Raw genomic sequence first — 14,046 nt, forward strand, 5'->3', positions numbered from 1 at the left:
TGGATCTCACGGTGGGCCCATGGAGAAGCAGCCGACGAAAGGACCACGCATGCATGCCCTCATATCCCGATCCCGCACAGCCCTCCTGCCACCCCTGGTCGGCGCCGCGCCGGTCTGCGACCCGGTCGGCACGGCCGCGGCCGCCGAGGGCGTACGCCAGGAGGCCTCCACCGAGCGGGACGCGGTGGTGGAACGGCTCGACGCCCTCGGCAGGGCCGACCACGACGCCGTGTTCCACCCGCTGCTGGACGTACTGTCCGCCGTCGCCGGACGGGGCGGCCGTCTCGACGCGGCCGAGGCCGCCGGTTACGCGCGCGTCCTGGCGACGGCGAACGCGTCCCTGGAGCGGCGGCTGAAGGAGCGGGCCTCCGCCACCACGTCAGCCACCACCGCCCCCTCCGCCGACCCCGGCGTCACCGCCGACCCCGCCGTCACCGGCGTCACCGACCGGGCCGGGATCGCGGTCGCCGATCCGGTCTCGGATCTCCTCACCCAGCTCCAGTCGACGGTCGACGGGCTGGTCAAGGCCCTGACGGGGGCGCTGGGCACGCTGACCGGCCTGCTGTCGCCGGTGGTCGGGGTGGTCACGGGGCTCCTCGGCGGCGGACTGTCCGGGCTTCCGGCCCTGCCCGCCGCGGGAAGTCCGGCGACACCCTCGCGCTGACAAGCGCCCCGGGGGCCAAAGAGACGTCAGTGGGCGAGGGACTTGGCGTCGCCCATGACGATCACCGGGTGCTGGGCGGGATCCAGCGTGCGCAGCAGTTCCTTCATGTGCTCCTGGGCCAGACTCACGCAGCCGTGCGTGGGGCCCCCGTGGTCGACGTGCAGCCAGATGCCGCCGCCCTTGCCCGCGCCGAGCGGGCGGGTCCAGTCGAGGGGTGAAGTGCCGGCCTCGTGGTTGTAGTTGATCGCGACGACGTAGTCGAAGGAGCCGGCCAGCGACTCCCCCTCGAAGCCCGTGCCGGCGATGGTGAACCCGACCGACCGGTCGTAGGGCAGCTTGGCACCGGGGTCGGGCCGGAGTCCGCCCGCGTCGGTGAGGGCGAACACGCCGACGGGCGAGCGGAGATCACCGGCGTGATGGTCGTCCGTCCAGCCCTTGAGGGCGTTGTGGGCCGGCCAGGTCGCTCCCGGCTCCCAGCCCGCGCTCGTACGCCGGTACAGCACCACCTGTGACACCGAGGAGTCCTTGCCCCGGCCGGTGACCAGGACGACCTGCCGCGTGTCCCGGGGTATCCCGGCCAGCGTCGCGGAGCCGACACCCGGCAACCGCGCCGGTACGACAGGCGCGGCGGACTCCGCACCGTCCGGTGCGGGCCGCCCGGGCCTGGCCTGCGTCGTACCGGGAGCGCCGACGGACCGTTCGGCGCCGACGCCGGCGCATCCGGCGAGCGTGACGGACAGGACCAGAGCCCCGGCGGCGATCAACGGCGTACGGAGACGCCGTCGGGGGGAGGCCGGGCGACGGGTGAAGGAAGCCATGATCGTCAGCCTGGGGGTGACTTGTGAGGAACTGGTCAGCTCCGCTCAGCAGACCGTTTCAACTTCGGTGACCGAACCCTGCGTGACCCTGAAGCGAGCACGGGTGCGCCCGGAATGCGGCTTTCGGTAAGGCGAGAACCCTTGCTCATATCCCCCGGGTAGGGTGACGGAAATGGAGATCCGCCAAGCGACGGCCGGCGCCGCCCTGCCCGACATGACCCCGGTCCGCAAGCGGTGACCGACGAGATCGTGCCGGCCACCACCACGGGCTCGACCCCGAACTCGTGCTGCTCGGCGGCGCCATCGGGGGCCACCCCTCCCTGCCGGAACCCGTACGGGACGCCGTGAACACGTCGGCTCCACTACCGCCCGTCGCCCCCGCAACCCCCGCCACAGGAAAGAACATGCCCCTTTCTCGCGCCGCAACCGCCACCGCCACGACCACCCCCCCGACCGTCACCGCGCCCCAGCCACCGGAGGGAGCCGCCGCCGACATCCGGCTCATCGTCACCGACATGGACGGCACGCTCCTGGACGACGCCAAGCGCATACCCGACGGCTTGTGGTCGCTCCTGGCCGAGCTGCGCCGACGGGACGTGCTCTTCTGCCCGGCGAGCGGCCGTCAGTACGCCACCCTGGCCAAGGAGTTCGCCGACGCGGGGCAGGGCATGGTGTTCATCGCCGAGAACGGCACCTACGTCGTACGGGACGGCGTGGAGCTCAGCTCCGACCCGCTGGACCCGTCCGTCGCCGCGCGGATCGTCACCACGACACGGGGGCTGCGGGCCGAGGCCGTGGACGTCGGCGCGGTGGTCTGCGGCAAGCGGTCCGCGTACGTCGAACGGACCGACGCAGCGTTCCTGGCCGAGGCCGGGCAGTACTACACCAGGCTCCAGCCCGTCCCCGACGCGACCGCCGTCGACGACGAGATCCTCAAGGTCGCCCTCTTCGACTTCGGACCGGTGGAGCGGACCACCGCCCCGGCCCTGAGCCCCTTCACCTCGACCCACCAGGTCGTCGTCTCCGGCGAACACTGGGTCGACATCATGAACGTCACCGCCGACAAGGGCGCGGCCGTACGCCGTCTCCAGGACGACCTGGGCATCACACCCGCCCAGACGATGGTGTTCGGCGACTACCTCAACGACCTCGAAATGCTCGACACCGCCGAGTGGTCCTTCGCCATGGCCAACGCCCACCCCGCCATCATCGACCGGGCCCGCCACCTCGCCCCGTCCAACAACGAGAACGGCGTCCTGCGCACGATCACCCGCCTACTCCGCCTGCCACCCATGTGACCCACCCGGTCCTCCCTCCACCACCCGCCGCGCACCGACCTCGCCGGGGTACTCGCGGATGGTGAACGCGGCGAGGACCCAGCCGACGGCGTACGAGAGCAGGGCGGGCAGGACGGGCGCCGCGATCAGGAAGAGGATGCGGCCGGCGAGGGCCGGCCCCGTGGAGCGGCGGGTCTGGTCACGCTTGCGGCCGCGGGCCTCGCTGGGGGTCGGCGGGTCCAGGAGGTCCCTGCGGTGGCCGCGGCGCTGCACCACCGACCCCCAGACCAAGGCCACGCAGGAGGCGGCCACCTGCGCCCAGTCCCACACCATGCGCACGCCCGACGGCAGGTCGCCGCGGAACGACTGGTAGAGCACGAGCGCGATGTAGCAGGCGAAGGCCAGCACGGCGAACCAGAGGACCGCTCCGGAGGCGCGGCGCAGCCAGTAGCGCGCGCCACGCTCGTACCAGGTGGTACCGAGCCCCGGCAGGGCCGGGATGCGGGCGGGGGCTCCGAGTGGCGGAGAGCCAAGAGACGATTTTGTGGTCACGCCGAGGATCCGTGTTCCTGCAACCAGCGCCGAGCGCCGACCTCGCTGGGGTACTCACGCACGGTGAGCCAGGCGACCAACCAGCCGACGATGTACGCGGCGAACGCCGGCATGACGGGCGCCGCGAGGATCACGAGGCCCCGGCCGCCGGCTGCCAGCCCGGGGGCGCGCCTGTTGTGGTCGCGCTTGGCCTGACGGGTCTGCTCGGGGGTGGGCGGGTGCAGGAGACCTTCACGGTGGCCCCGGCGCTGCTTCACCCACCCCCAGACCAGGGCCACGCAGGCGGCGACCAGCTGTACCCAGTCGCACACGGTGCGCACGGTGGGCGGCATCTCACTGCGGAACCCCCGGTAGAGGCTGATCGAGAAGAAGCAGACCATGGCCATCACGATCAGCAGGAAGACCGTCGTACGGGCACGGCACAGCCAATAGAGCGCGCCGCGCTTGTACCACGTGGTCCCGAGCTTGGGCAGGGCCGGAATATGGGCGGGGGTCCCGAGGGCGGGAACCTCAGAAGATGCTCTTGACGCCATGCCAGATGTCCTTCGCCATTCGTACGCCGTCGTCCCCGGTTTCCGTGAAGACGTGGCCCGTGCCGGTCAGCACACCACCGACTACGCCGTGGTCGTGGATGTCCTCGCTCCAGTGCTCGTGGAAGGAGTGGTCGAGGAGACTGGTCGCGCCCACCGCTGCCACGACCCCGACGCCGGCCAGCGCGACCGCGCCTTCGATGGGCAGGGCGGCCACGACGCCCGCGCCGACGGCGACACCGCCGAGTGCGGCACCGCCGTCGACGACGACGGAGTGCTGCCAGGACCAGCCCTTGTCGTGGTCGTCCTTCGCCTCCACCAAACCGCACGCCGCAGCCGCGGCGACGTCCAGCACCGGGACCTCCTTGAGGAACTCCGGCAGCGCTTCGAGGCTTCGGCCGGCGCGCAACGCCTCGGCGGCGTCTGCCAGTTTGATGTTGAGGGCCCGGTCGTAGGGGAGCTTGGTACTGCCGTGGTCGGCGCGGGCGATGTCCTCTTCCAGCGAGTCGACCTTCGTCATCGCGTCGCGGTAGGCGCTCTTGGCGGGGAGGTCCTCGGGCAGCGAGCGACCCGCCTTCTGATAGGCCTTGCGCTCCGCGCGGAGTTCCTTCTTGGCTGCCCGCTCCTCGTCCTTGGCGCCGTCGATCAGCCTGCGGGCCTCCCTGCCACCGGCTCGGGCGTCCTCGGCGTCGTACGCGTACAGACCCCGCAGCATGTCGGCAAGGGTGATCTTGTCGCCCGGTGACACCGACGCGGTGACCTGTGCGTACAGCCCCCGCAACTTGTCCGCCGCGACCAGCCTCGCGTGCTGTGCCATATGCAGAATCTCCGTGCGCACCCTGTCGTACTCGCCGAACGCCGAGATCGTCTTCTGTTCGTCGGCGCTCGACGGGTCGGACGTGACGAACTGGAGCGGGGCGCCCTGGGCGCCCGTGGGCACGCCCTTCTTCGCGGCGATGTGCTCGGCGTTCTGCAGGGCGGTCTCGCAGGCGGACAGCGCACCGACGAGGGTGTCGAGGATGTCGCCCGCGTCGTGGACGAGGCCCGCGAAGGCTCCCGCCGTGAGGGCGTCCTCGCTCCAGGTGGCACGGAAGGTCTCGGCCGCGTCGCCCTTCCAGCTCGCGTCGCCGACCAGCTCCTCGACGGCGCTGCTGAGCGGACGGACGACGTCCTCCAGCTTCTTCTTGGCGTTCTTGTACGTCTCGGCCATCGTGCGCAGTCCACCGATGTCGCCGCCGACCCAGCTGTCGCCCATCAGCCGTCCCCCACCATCAGATCCTCGAACAGACCGTGTACGTCGATGTCGTGCCGCTGGAACGAGTCGCGGGCGTACGCCACCTTGTCGCCGTGGTCGTCCAGCCGGTCGGCGAAGCCGGTGTGCAGGGCGACGATGAGGTCGGCGACCTCCTTGATGGCGTGGTCGAGGCCGCTGTCACCGCCGCTGACGACGGGCGGGGCGACCTGGTCGTGCAGGTTCCGGTAGTGGGTGGCCTCGTCGTGGAAGGTCTTGGACATCGAGGTGAGGTCACTCAGGACCGCCTTGAAGTCGGGCGGCATCAGCGCACCTCCCGTGCGTAGGCGGCCAGGTCGGCCGACTGCCAGTTGCGGTGTCCGGGCGCGACGCGCGGGTCGACGCGGACGGTGACGCCGTGCTCGCGCACTCCCTCGGCCAGCGGCCCGATCGACGTGGCGACCCACGGCTGGGCCTCGCCGAGCGCGGCCACCAGCCGGGCCGGCGTGGTGAAGGCGAGGGCCACGGTCCCGTCCGTGGGGTGCTCGAACAGCTCGTAGGCGATGAAGGGCACGCGGGTGGGGCGGCCGGACGGGTCCAGCGCGTCGACGTAGCGCGGATGGGCCGGGACCAATACGGGGGTGTGGTAGGCCGGAACGCCGGGCTTCGGGGCCTGCCGTCCTTCCGCGTCCGGCCGTCCGGGCGGCTCCGCCTCGGCGTAGTCGAGCAGGCGCGAACGACGCGGCTCCGGGTTCGACGGACGAGGTTCCGGGTCCGACGGACGAGGTTCCAGGTGCGACGACTTGGCCGTGGCCGTGGCCGGTGGCTCGGGTGGTCCGGTCTCGGCGAAGTCGGAAATGTGCGACCGTATCGGCGCCCCCACCGCCGTCACCTCTTCACTCTTCACTCTTCGCTCTTTGCGCTGGACGTTCTGGCGCGCTCACCCTAACGACCGGCCCCGAGGGCAAATCCCGCTATGTCAGGCTGCCGGGCCGTGTACATGCCGAGTGCATGCCTACTGCATACCGACCACATACCGACCGCATGCTGAACCGATGCGGCCGCTGTGACCCAGCTCTCATCTCCCCCGTGCAGCAGATGAAAGGGCTTCCCCGTCGAGGAGGGGTGAAAGGGAGTTCGCGGGCCTCGACCTGGACTTCGCCAAGCAACTGCTGCTGAAGGGCCGGCTCAAGCTCGGCACGGTCAGCAAGGTGGACTGCGGCAAGAACGGCAAGCCGGGCTCGGTCCACTCGGTCGACCCGCACAGCCCGAAGACCGTGTCCATCGGCGCCACCATCAACCTGGCTCTCTGCGCCGGCTGATCCGGGACACCCCGGCCACCCCGGCCATCCCGCCCCAGTCGTCGAGAGCTCCGACGACTGGGGCGGACGGAGTCAGCCCGCCTCGGTGGCCGCCCGCTTCGGTACGTCCTCGTCGGACTCGCCGGACCAGTCGGACCCGTCGGACCCGTCGGACCCGTCGAACTCTTCGGACCCGTCCGTCTGCTCGGGTACGAACGCGATCGCGCCGTCCAGCACCTTCTCGGACGTCGCTCAGAAGCAACTGCTTCAAAGGCGTCACTTCGAAGGCATCACTTCAGAGGCGTCACTTCGAAGGCATCACTTCAGAGGCGTCGCTTCGGAGGCGTCCCTTCGGAGGCGTCCCTTCGAAGTGGGCAAGGACAGAGGTGTGTGCCGAAGTGTCATGAACGGTCGGGACCTCGTCAGGTGAACGCCAACACCCTGGCCCGCCGCCCTCCCCCCGCGTTCGATGGAACGCGGATACCCGTGTCGACGTACGCCGAGGGGTGAGCGAGCGATGGGCGAGGGGAAGCGACGGCGGGTCGTCGTGGGGGTGAGCGGTTCGCCGGGGAGTCTGGCTGCGCTGCACCGGGGCGCGTTCGAGGCGCGCCGCACCGGCGCCGTGCTGCTGGCCGTGGGTGCCTGGGAACCGCCGCACGGCGCGCTCGCCCACCCGAGTTCGATGCTCGCGCCGCCGATGACCGAGTTCCGGCAGATGGCGGACGACCGGCTGCTCACCGCGCTCGGCACGGCTTTCGGCGCCGACGGGCCCGGGGTGCCGTGCCGGGGACTGGTCGTGTGGGACCGGCCGGGGCGCGCCCTGGTGCGGACCGCCGACCGGATCGGCGACCTCCTGGTGATCGGCGGCGGACGGCGCGGCCGGATGCGCCGGGCGCTGTTCCCGTCCGTCGCGCGCTACTGCCTCGCGCACGCCGCCTGCCCGGTGCTGGCCGTACCGCGCTCACCCCTGCACCGCGAACTCGCCTCCGTACGCCGCCGGGTCAGCCTGCGTCTGCCGCTCGACGCCAGCGAACTGACGGACGGCAGGTCCTGAGCCACTGTCCTGAGCCACTGTCCTGAACCGCTGTCCCGATCTGCCGTTCCAGCCCAGCCGTCCCGACTCAGCCGACCCGGAAGCCCGCCGAGACCGCGTCGAAGACCGGGCGGAAGGTGTCCCACTTGAGGTCCGGGGCCGAGAGGTAGATGTCGTACTCCCGGCCGCCCTCCTGCCCGAAGCCCAGGTCGATCGCGCGGAACGCCCGGACCCTGCCCTTGAAGGTGAACTCCCACACTGCCGCGGGCTTCTCCTGGAACGTGGTGCGCTGCATACGCAGTTTCCGGTACGAGGAGGGGTAGTTGAGCTTGGTGTTCGCCTCGATGTTCGTGAAGTGCGACTCGGGGTTCGCACCCGCCGGCTCGACCATGCCGATCGTGAGGCCGACGAGACCCGTCCCGTCGGCGTAGGTGACCTGTTCGGAGGTCGCCTTGCCGCGCTTCCAGCCGTCCGGGACCGGGAAGGACACGCCCAGTTTCCTTTCCGTGACCAGGTGGTAGCCCGCGGGAACGGCCGGTGGCGCCGAAGTGGCGGCGGACGCGGCGGCTTTGTGGTGGTTGCCGCTCTTGCCGTCCCGGGTAAGGGACCACCCGCCCGCCACCGTCGCGGCCGCCAGCACCACGGCCAGCGCGCTCCAGACGGCCGCACGGCGCGCGCGAGCCCGGGGCGGTGCGTCTTCCCGCGCCGGTGCGACCGTCGTGGCGGTCGGCGGAGACTGTGCCGGTGTCCGTGTCGACATCGGCGCCGGTGCGGGTACCGGGCGCGTGGGCGTCAGTTGCGTCGGTACCCCCGACACGACTTCCCTCAGGACCCGCTCCACCTCCTCCGCCGACGGCCGCTCCTCCGGCTCCTTCGCGAGCAGCGCCTCGATGAGGGGTTCCAGCGGGCCGGCCTGCTTCATGGGGTCGACCGGGTCGACGGCGATGGCGTACGCCGTCTCCACGGCCGTGGCCTTGCGGAACGGGGGCCGCCCCTCGACGGACTGGTAGAGGGTCGCGCCGAGCGCCCACAGGTCCGCGGCGGGTCCGGGCTTCTTGCCCCGCATCCGTTCGGGCGCGATGTAGTCGATCGAGCCGATGATCTCGCCGGTCTTGGTCAGCGTCGAGGTGCCGGTCGCCATGGCGATGCCGAAGTCGGTGAGCACGACGCGGCCGTCGGCTCCGAGCAGGACGTTGCCCGGCTTGACGTCACGGTGCAGCACCCCGGCGGCGTGCGCGGCCCGCAGCGCGGCGACCATGCCGAGGCCGATCCGGGCGGCGTGGGCGGGCGGCACCGCGCCGCCGTCCGTGAGCAGTGCGGCAAGGGTGGTGGAGGGCACGTACTCCATGACGATGCAGGGCAGCCCCTCGTCGTCCACCACGTCGTGCACGACGACCACGTGAGGATGGGCGATACGGGCGGCGCTGCGCGCCTCGCGGCGGGTGCGTTCGTGGAGGGTGGCGAGCTCGTCGTCGGTCAGGTGCCGCTGGACATGCAGCCGCTTGACCGCGACCTCGCGGTTGAGGACCTCGTCCTCGGCACGCCACACCGTGCCCATGCCGCCACGGCCGATCTGTTCGATCAGCCGGTAGCGCCCGGCGACCAGCCGCCCCTCGTCCGCCACCGCGTGCCCCTTGCCGTTCTTTCCGGACCGGCTCGCTCCGGACCGGTTCGAACCGTTCCGCGTTCGATTCGTGTCGACACCATAGTCGGCGCAGGTTGCGGACGAATCTCAGCCGTCGTCCCCCCGCTCGTCCGGGGCCGCGAGGACGAGTTGGGTCAACGGAGTGGGGTCGCCCGTGTCCAGGGTGACCCGGTAGAGGCCGGGCGCGGGCACGATGACACGGGCCGCGAGGTGATCGTCGTCGCCGTACAGCCGGGCGGGTCCGGCGAAGGCCCCGCCCACCTCCTCGACCACGCAGTCCAGCCCCGCGGGACTGTCGGCGCCACGCACCCGGACCGTCCAGGGCGTGCCCGGGGCGACGAGGTCCGGGACCTCGATGCCGACCCGTGCCCCGGCCTGCGGAGGACCGAGGTGCTCGTCCTCCTCCAGGAACGAGGTCACCGCCTCCAACGCGGCCTCCCCCTGGGCCAGCGCACCGTGCTGCAGCGCGAGGGGCACGACGGCGCGGGTCGGGGCCGCGGACTCCTTGTGTACGGTGCCGTCGCCGCCCACGTCGAAGCGGCGCGGGGCGCCGGTCTCGTCGCGCATCAGCTCGCCGTCGCTGTGCTCGCGGTAGCAGTGCTCGGAGGCGGTCACCACGCCCTGACGGAGGGTCAGCGACTGGAGTGTGGGCTGGCTGATGCCCACCAGCGCCCGGTGCCCGGGCAGCGCCCGCCCGCGCAGGGTGTCGTGCAGGGTCTGGGAGTCGACGGCCAGATCCTTGTCGCCGCCCAGGTCGGCGATGTCCGTGGGGCTGAGCCGGCGGATGTTCAGGCCCTCGTCGAGACAGGGGAACGTCGGGAGCAGGTCGTGCAGGCCCGGCATGGTGTACGCGAGTCTCCTGAGCCTGCCGTGCGGCAGCGGAACCGGCGCGCCCTGACCGGTGTTGAGGATCGCGGCGGCGGCCACCGCCCCCTGGAAGGGCGTACCGAGGGTGAGCACCCCACGGGTGTCCGCCGCGAGGCCGGCGTCGGGGCCGTCGGTGAGAGCGGCGAGGGTGAGCAGTCCGCCCATGGAGTGCGCGACGAAGACGAGCCGCCCCTCCCGTTCGTCGACCCGGTGCTTGCGGGCGAGCGTGTGTGCGGGGTGCCGCCGCCACCGCTCCAGATGGGCGCGCGCCGCCTCGGCGAGGAACCGGGCGTTCGTGGCGACCGACAGCCGCCAGTCGTAGGCGAAGGGCAGCACGGCCTCAGGGTCGGCCACGCTCCGGGTGACCGTCGCGACCAGGTCGCCGTAGGGCTCGATGCCGCGCAGGAACGGGCTCCAGGCGGGGGTGCTCAGCAGGCGCCGGGCCCGGATGCGGCCGAGGCGGCCCTCGCGTTCGTCGGGCGTGAGGCGCAGGGCGCGTAAGCCCCGGGGCGCCGTCCAGGCCTTCAGCAGCCATCCGGCGTTCGCGAGGCCCCAGACGACGTCGCCCGACTCGGTGTCGTACAACTCGCTCCCCATGATGCCGGGAACGACGACGACGGCGTCCTGCGTCGTGTTCGGGGAGAGGCCGGGGAGGCTGTAGGGCCGCTCGTCCAGGCGGCGGCCTGCGGTATTGGGCTGCGACGACTCGGTCATGGCGGGAAGAATAGAGACCATGCGAGGGCGGGCGGGCGGGCTTGTCAGGATCGGGGAGCCGGGGGACGCCGACGATACGGGGCGGGCCACGGCGGGCCGTGCGTCGGTGAACGCCGTGGACGAGGACTCCGCGCGGCGCACCCTGTTGACCCTCGCCGTCCGTGACTACGACGACGGGGACACGGAGTTCACCGCCGGCATCGACGAACAGCTGTCCGTCGTGGCCGACTGGTGGTGCGCCCCGGGAGCACCGGAGCCGTTCACGCACGTCCCCGCGCCGGAGCTGCGCGAGCGTTACGACGTGGAGCGCTTCCTGCACGAGAGCAAGGTGCGCGAGATGCGCGGCCGCGCCCTGGTCGTCTTCATCACGGGCCACGGCCAACTGGGCGCCTCCCGCACCCACTTCCTCCAGCTGCCGAGGACCGAACCCCGGCGCCAGCTGGCCACGGCCATCCGCACCAGCGAGATCGTCGCCGCCGCCCTCGACTCCCGAGCCGAACACGTCCTGGTCGTCATCAACACCTGCTACGCGGCCGGGATCGCCGAGGAGCTGGAGAAGCTGCATCAGGAGGTCCTGCCGAGCCGGCGCACCGGCGGCAGCCTGGACGTCGTCGCCACCTGCGCCCACGACCAGCTGGTCCAGGTACGGCAGTTCCCCTCGGTGATGCGCCGTGTGCTGGAGCGGCTGCGCACCACCGCCCAGATCACCACGCCCTGGCTGAGCGTCGCCCATCTGATGACGGAGTTCGAGAGCGAACTCGGCACCGACACCGAGCGGCGCAAGCACCGGCTCAAGCGGGTCCTGGACGGCGGCGGCCAGACCACCCTGACGCCCTGTCTGCCGAACCCCGGATACCGGCCCGTGCGGGAGCTGGTGGGGCCCGCGCGCCGCCAGGTCGCCACCCCGGCCGACGAGGTCGACCACTGGCTCGACCGCGCCAGCGGCCGCCCCCAGGAGACCGACCCCGGCTGGTACTTCAGCGGTCGCGAGGGACTGGGCCGCGCCATCACCGCGTTCCTCGGCCGTCCCCGCGGCGTCCTGCTGCTGACCGGGACCGCCGGCAGCGGCAAGTCGGCCGTGCTGGCGCGGGCCGTGACGTTCAGCGACCCGCTGTTCCGCGACGACCCGCGCTACGGCCGCGCGCTGCGCTCGGCCGCACCCGAGACCGTGCCGCCCGAGAACTCCGTCACCGCCGCCGTACTGGCCCGCCACCGCACCGCCTCCGACGTGCTCGGCGACCTGCTGCGCGCCCTGGAACTGCGACCGCGCCCGGCCGGGCCGAGCGACGACCCGGTGGAACTGCGCCGCGCCCAGCTGATGGCCCACCTGGACGAGCCGGGCGACCCGGTCACGCTCGTCCTCGACGGCCTGGACGAGTCCGTCGAACCATTCCGCGTGGTCAGGGACGTACTCGCCCCGCTCACCGCCCACTGCGGCGCCGTCCCCGCCCTGCCCGGCCAGCGCCGTCCGGAGCGGCAGCGGTCCCTGCGGCTGCTGATCGGCGTCCGCAGCAGCCGTCCCCGTACGGACCGCGCCGGGCCCGCGGGGCGGGAGGCGGGGCTGCTCGGTGCGCTCCGGGAGGTCTTCCCCACGGCGTCCGTGCTGCGCACCGACGAGACGGACAGCGAGAGCGACATCGCCGACTACGTCCAGGCGCTGGTCGGCGACGAGACGTCCGGCGGCGACGGCACCCGGCAGGCGGCCGAGACCGTCGCCAAACGGGTCTGGCCCTCGTTCCTGGACGCCCGGCTGGCCGGCGAGCAGCTGCACCACTCGTCCGACCCCGGCGCGCTGGCGGACAACCCCGACTGGCTCGAACTGCTGCAGGCGGGCACCGTCGGTCTGCTCCGGCGCGATCTGGCGCTCGTCGAGGACGAGGGGCTGCCCCCGGAGGTCGCCCTCGCGCTGCTGCGGGCCGCCGCGTTCGCGCTGGGCGCGGGCATCCCCTGGTCGGACGTGTGGCCTGCGGTCGCCGGGGCGCTGCTCGGCCGGCCCCTCGAGGAGCCGGACCGGATGATCGAGAACCTGCTGAAGAGCAGGCTCGCCGGATATCTGGCCCACGACGACGAGGACGACCGGCTGGTGTACCGGCCGGCCCACGAAGCCCTGGCCGAGCTTCTGCGGGATCCCCGCCAGGACCTGCTGGCCGGCGTCGGGGGCGACGCCGTATGAGCGACGCGGACATCCCGTACCGCGCGCCCCGTCCGGGCCGTTCCGGCACGGGCGACTCGAAGGCGTGGGCCGACGACTCGAAGGCGTGGGCCGACGCTGAGGACGCGCACCGGCTCATCGCCGAGGCGCTGGCCCGGCTCGTCGCCGCGGACCCGACGATCCCGCCCCACCCGTATCTCAGCCGCCATCTGGCCCAGCACGCGGCCCGGGGCGAGGTCCTCGACGACGCCCATGTGCCGCCGGCCGTACTGCCCTGGGAGTCCAGCGCGAACGTGCGCACACTGCTGCGGCAGAGCGGCGCCGTGAGCGCCGCGCGGCGGCAGGAGTGGCTGGAGGCGTGGGCCCGCATCGAGCCGTTCATCGGCGGCGCCGGTCCGGACTCCCGGCTGACGAGCCTGCACCTGGCCCAGCACGCGGCGACCCGCCCCCGCACCCCGCTCGACACGTCCGCCGCGCGGGTGTCCGGTTCGCGCATCACCCCGCTGTGGAGCGACTGGACGGCGCAGGACAACGTACTGGCCGTCTCCGAGACCCGCCTCGAATCGCTGACCCGTACCACGACCGCCGACGGCCGCTCACTGCTGGTCAGCGGCGACAGCCACGGCACGATCCGCATGTGGGAGCCGCACGGCGTACCGGCGATGGCGCCGCTGCACACGTACGGCGGCGCGGTCCAGCATCTGCTGCCGCTCCCGGGCGATCTGCTGCTCTCCGCGGGCACCGACGGTTCGGTGCGCGTCTGGCACCTCACCCGGGGCCAGCTGCTCGCCGAACCCGTCCACCGCCCCGGCACCTGGGTCAGCGCCCTCACGCTCTTCGCGGCGAAGGACGCCCCGGAGGTCGTCCTCGTCGCCCACAGCGACGGCGCTCTCGGCGCGCTGGATCCCGTCACCTTCCGGCCCGTCGACACCCCGCTGCCCACCCTCGATCCCGCTCCGGCCCTGCTGAGCGGGGTCGGTCTGGGCGGGGCGGAGGGGATGGTGCTGGCCGTGGCCCAGGGCCGGCGGGTGCGTGTCTGGGATCCCCGGCGGCCCGACGGGTACACGCACGAGCACGAGCACCAGGGGGCGGTGCGGGCCCTGGTGGACCTCGCGGCGCCGGGACGGTACGCGCTCTGCGACGACTCGGGGTACATCGGTTTCCGGAACGCCTCGACGGGCCGGGAGACGGCCGTCGCGCCGGCTCCGCCCGCGGGGCCCGCCATCGCCCTGACCGCCCTGACCGTGGCGGGCCGGGCGGCG

The 14,046-nt window shown here is 72.6% G+C and carries 14 protein-coding genes; 5 read left to right on the forward strand and 9 right to left on the reverse strand.

Annotation, left to right across the window (positions count from 1 at the left end; genetic code table 11):
• The first annotated feature begins 49 nt into the window (after positions 1–49).
• Positions 50–664 carry a hypothetical protein gene (locus tag ABZ656_RS36410; RefSeq protein WP_360273842.1) on the forward strand — a complete coding sequence of 205 codons (615 nt, stop codon included), beginning with the start codon at positions 50–52 and terminating at the stop codon, positions 662–664.
• A 26-nt stretch (positions 665–690) separates the two neighbouring features.
• On the opposite strand, the gene ABZ656_RS36415 is transcribed toward ABZ656_RS36410, so the two are convergent.
• Positions 691–1,482, reverse strand: a complete 792-nt coding sequence (locus ABZ656_RS36415) for a L,D-transpeptidase family protein (protein WP_101399350.1) — start codon at positions 1,480–1,482, stop codon at positions 691–693.
• Between the two features lie 404 nt (positions 1,483–1,886).
• Between ABZ656_RS36415 and ABZ656_RS36420 the strand changes: the two genes are divergently transcribed.
• Positions 1,887–2,780, forward strand: a complete 894-nt coding sequence (locus ABZ656_RS36420; protein WP_101399348.1) for a Cof-type HAD-IIB family hydrolase — start codon at positions 1,887–1,889, stop codon at positions 2,778–2,780.
• Here the strand turns inward: ABZ656_RS36420 and ABZ656_RS36425 are convergent.
• From ABZ656_RS36425 to ABZ656_RS36450, 6 genes are all read right to left on the reverse strand, one after another.
• Positions 2,757–3,311 carry a hypothetical protein gene (locus ABZ656_RS36425; RefSeq protein WP_360273846.1) on the reverse strand — a complete coding sequence of 185 codons (555 nt, stop codon included), beginning with the start codon at positions 3,309–3,311 and terminating at the stop codon, positions 2,757–2,759. The two genes, ABZ656_RS36420 and ABZ656_RS36425, sit on opposite strands and share 24 nt — an antisense overlap.
• Entirely contained in the window at positions 3,308–3,844 is a 537-nt protein-coding gene (locus ABZ656_RS36430; protein ID WP_101399346.1) for a hypothetical protein, read from the reverse strand. The genes ABZ656_RS36425 and ABZ656_RS36430 overlap by 4 nt, the downstream gene beginning before the upstream one ends.
• Complete coding sequence (locus tag ABZ656_RS36435) at positions 3,822–5,096, reverse strand: WXG100 family type VII secretion target (RefSeq protein ID WP_360273850.1); 1,275 nt, start codon at positions 5,094–5,096, stop codon at positions 3,822–3,824. Before ABZ656_RS36435 ends, ABZ656_RS36430 begins: the two co-directional genes overlap by 23 nt.
• On the reverse strand, positions 5,096–5,398 hold the full coding sequence (locus tag ABZ656_RS36440; RefSeq protein ID WP_101399342.1) for a DUF6317 family protein: 303 nt from the start codon (positions 5,396–5,398) through the stop codon (positions 5,096–5,098). The genes ABZ656_RS36435 and ABZ656_RS36440 overlap by 1 nt, the downstream gene beginning before the upstream one ends.
• Positions 5,398–5,979, reverse strand: coding sequence for an SAV_915 family protein (locus tag ABZ656_RS36445; protein ID WP_360273854.1), 582 nt, complete (start codon positions 5,977–5,979; stop codon positions 5,398–5,400). Before ABZ656_RS36445 ends, ABZ656_RS36440 begins: the two co-directional genes overlap by 1 nt.
• A 487-nt stretch (positions 5,980–6,466) precedes the next feature.
• On the reverse strand, positions 6,467–6,610 hold the full coding sequence (locus tag ABZ656_RS36450; protein WP_360273857.1) for a hypothetical protein: 144 nt from the start codon (positions 6,608–6,610) through the stop codon (positions 6,467–6,469).
• A gap of 280 nt (positions 6,611–6,890) precedes the next feature.
• Here ABZ656_RS36450 and ABZ656_RS36455 point away from each other — a divergent pair, with 280 nt between their 5' ends.
• Positions 6,891–7,427 (forward strand): universal stress protein, encoded by a 537-nt coding sequence (locus ABZ656_RS36455; RefSeq protein WP_360273860.1) that lies wholly within the window; start codon positions 6,891–6,893, stop codon positions 7,425–7,427.
• Positions 7,428–7,494: 67 nt separating this feature from the next.
• Here ABZ656_RS36455 and ABZ656_RS36460 read toward each other — a convergent pair whose 3' ends face one another.
• Both ABZ656_RS36460 and ABZ656_RS36465 read right to left on the reverse strand, forming a co-directional pair.
• The gene (locus tag ABZ656_RS36460) at positions 7,495–9,030 is read right to left on the reverse strand and encodes a serine/threonine-protein kinase (RefSeq protein WP_101399339.1); all 1,536 of its coding nucleotides are present in this window, start codon (positions 9,028–9,030) and stop codon (positions 7,495–7,497) included.
• Between the two features lie 108 nt (positions 9,031–9,138).
• Entirely contained in the window at positions 9,139–10,515 is a 1,377-nt protein-coding gene (locus tag ABZ656_RS36465; protein WP_360273873.1) for a hypothetical protein, read from the reverse strand.
• Positions 10,516–10,630: 115 nt separating this feature from the next.
• Between ABZ656_RS36465 and ABZ656_RS36470 the strand changes: the two genes are divergently transcribed.
• Both ABZ656_RS36470 and ABZ656_RS36475 read left to right on the forward strand, forming a co-directional pair.
• Positions 10,631–12,805, forward strand: a complete 2,175-nt coding sequence (locus ABZ656_RS36470) for an ATP-binding protein (RefSeq protein ID WP_360273864.1) — start codon at positions 10,631–10,633, stop codon at positions 12,803–12,805.
• On the forward strand, positions 12,802–14,046 hold a 1,245-nt coding region (locus ABZ656_RS36475; RefSeq protein WP_360273867.1), incomplete at its 3' end, for a WD40 repeat domain-containing protein. The genes ABZ656_RS36470 and ABZ656_RS36475, both read left to right, overlap by 4 nt.

It is taken from the genome of Streptomyces sp. NPDC007095 (assembly GCF_040634475.1).
Lineage (GTDB): Bacteria > Actinomycetota > Actinomycetes > Streptomycetales > Streptomycetaceae > Streptomyces.

What these genes read in the sequence shown, in the direction of transcription:
- ABZ656_RS36470 (WP_360273864.1), top strand. Translation starts at nt 10,631, where the DNA reads ATGGCGGGAAGAATAGAGACCATGCGAGGGCGGGCGGGCGGGCTTGTC.
- ABZ656_RS36455 (WP_360273860.1), top strand. Translation starts at nt 6,891, where the DNA reads ATGGGCGAGGGGAAGCGACGGCGGGTCGTCGTGGGGGTGAGCGGTTCG.
- ABZ656_RS36415 (WP_101399350.1), bottom strand. Translation starts at nt 1,482, where the DNA reads ATGGCTTCCTTCACCCGTCGCCCGGCCTCCCCCCGACGGCGTCTCCGT.
- ABZ656_RS36465 (WP_360273873.1), bottom strand. Translation starts at nt 10,515, where the DNA reads ATGGGGAGCGAGTTGTACGACACCGAGTCGGGCGACGTCGTCTGGGGC.
- ABZ656_RS36420 (WP_101399348.1), top strand. Translation starts at nt 1,887, where the DNA reads ATGCCCCTTTCTCGCGCCGCAACCGCCACCGCCACGACCACCCCCCCG.
- ABZ656_RS36440 (WP_101399342.1), bottom strand. Translation starts at nt 5,398, where the DNA reads ATGCCGCCCGACTTCAAGGCGGTCCTGAGTGACCTCACCTCGATGTCC.
- ABZ656_RS36430 (WP_101399346.1), bottom strand. Translation starts at nt 3,844, where the DNA reads ATGGCGTCAAGAGCATCTTCTGAGGTTCCCGCCCTCGGGACCCCCGCC.
- ABZ656_RS36435 (WP_360273850.1), bottom strand. Translation starts at nt 5,096, where the DNA reads ATGGGCGACAGCTGGGTCGGCGGCGACATCGGTGGACTGCGCACGATG.
- ABZ656_RS36410 (WP_360273842.1), top strand. Translation starts at nt 50, where the DNA reads ATGCATGCCCTCATATCCCGATCCCGCACAGCCCTCCTGCCACCCCTG.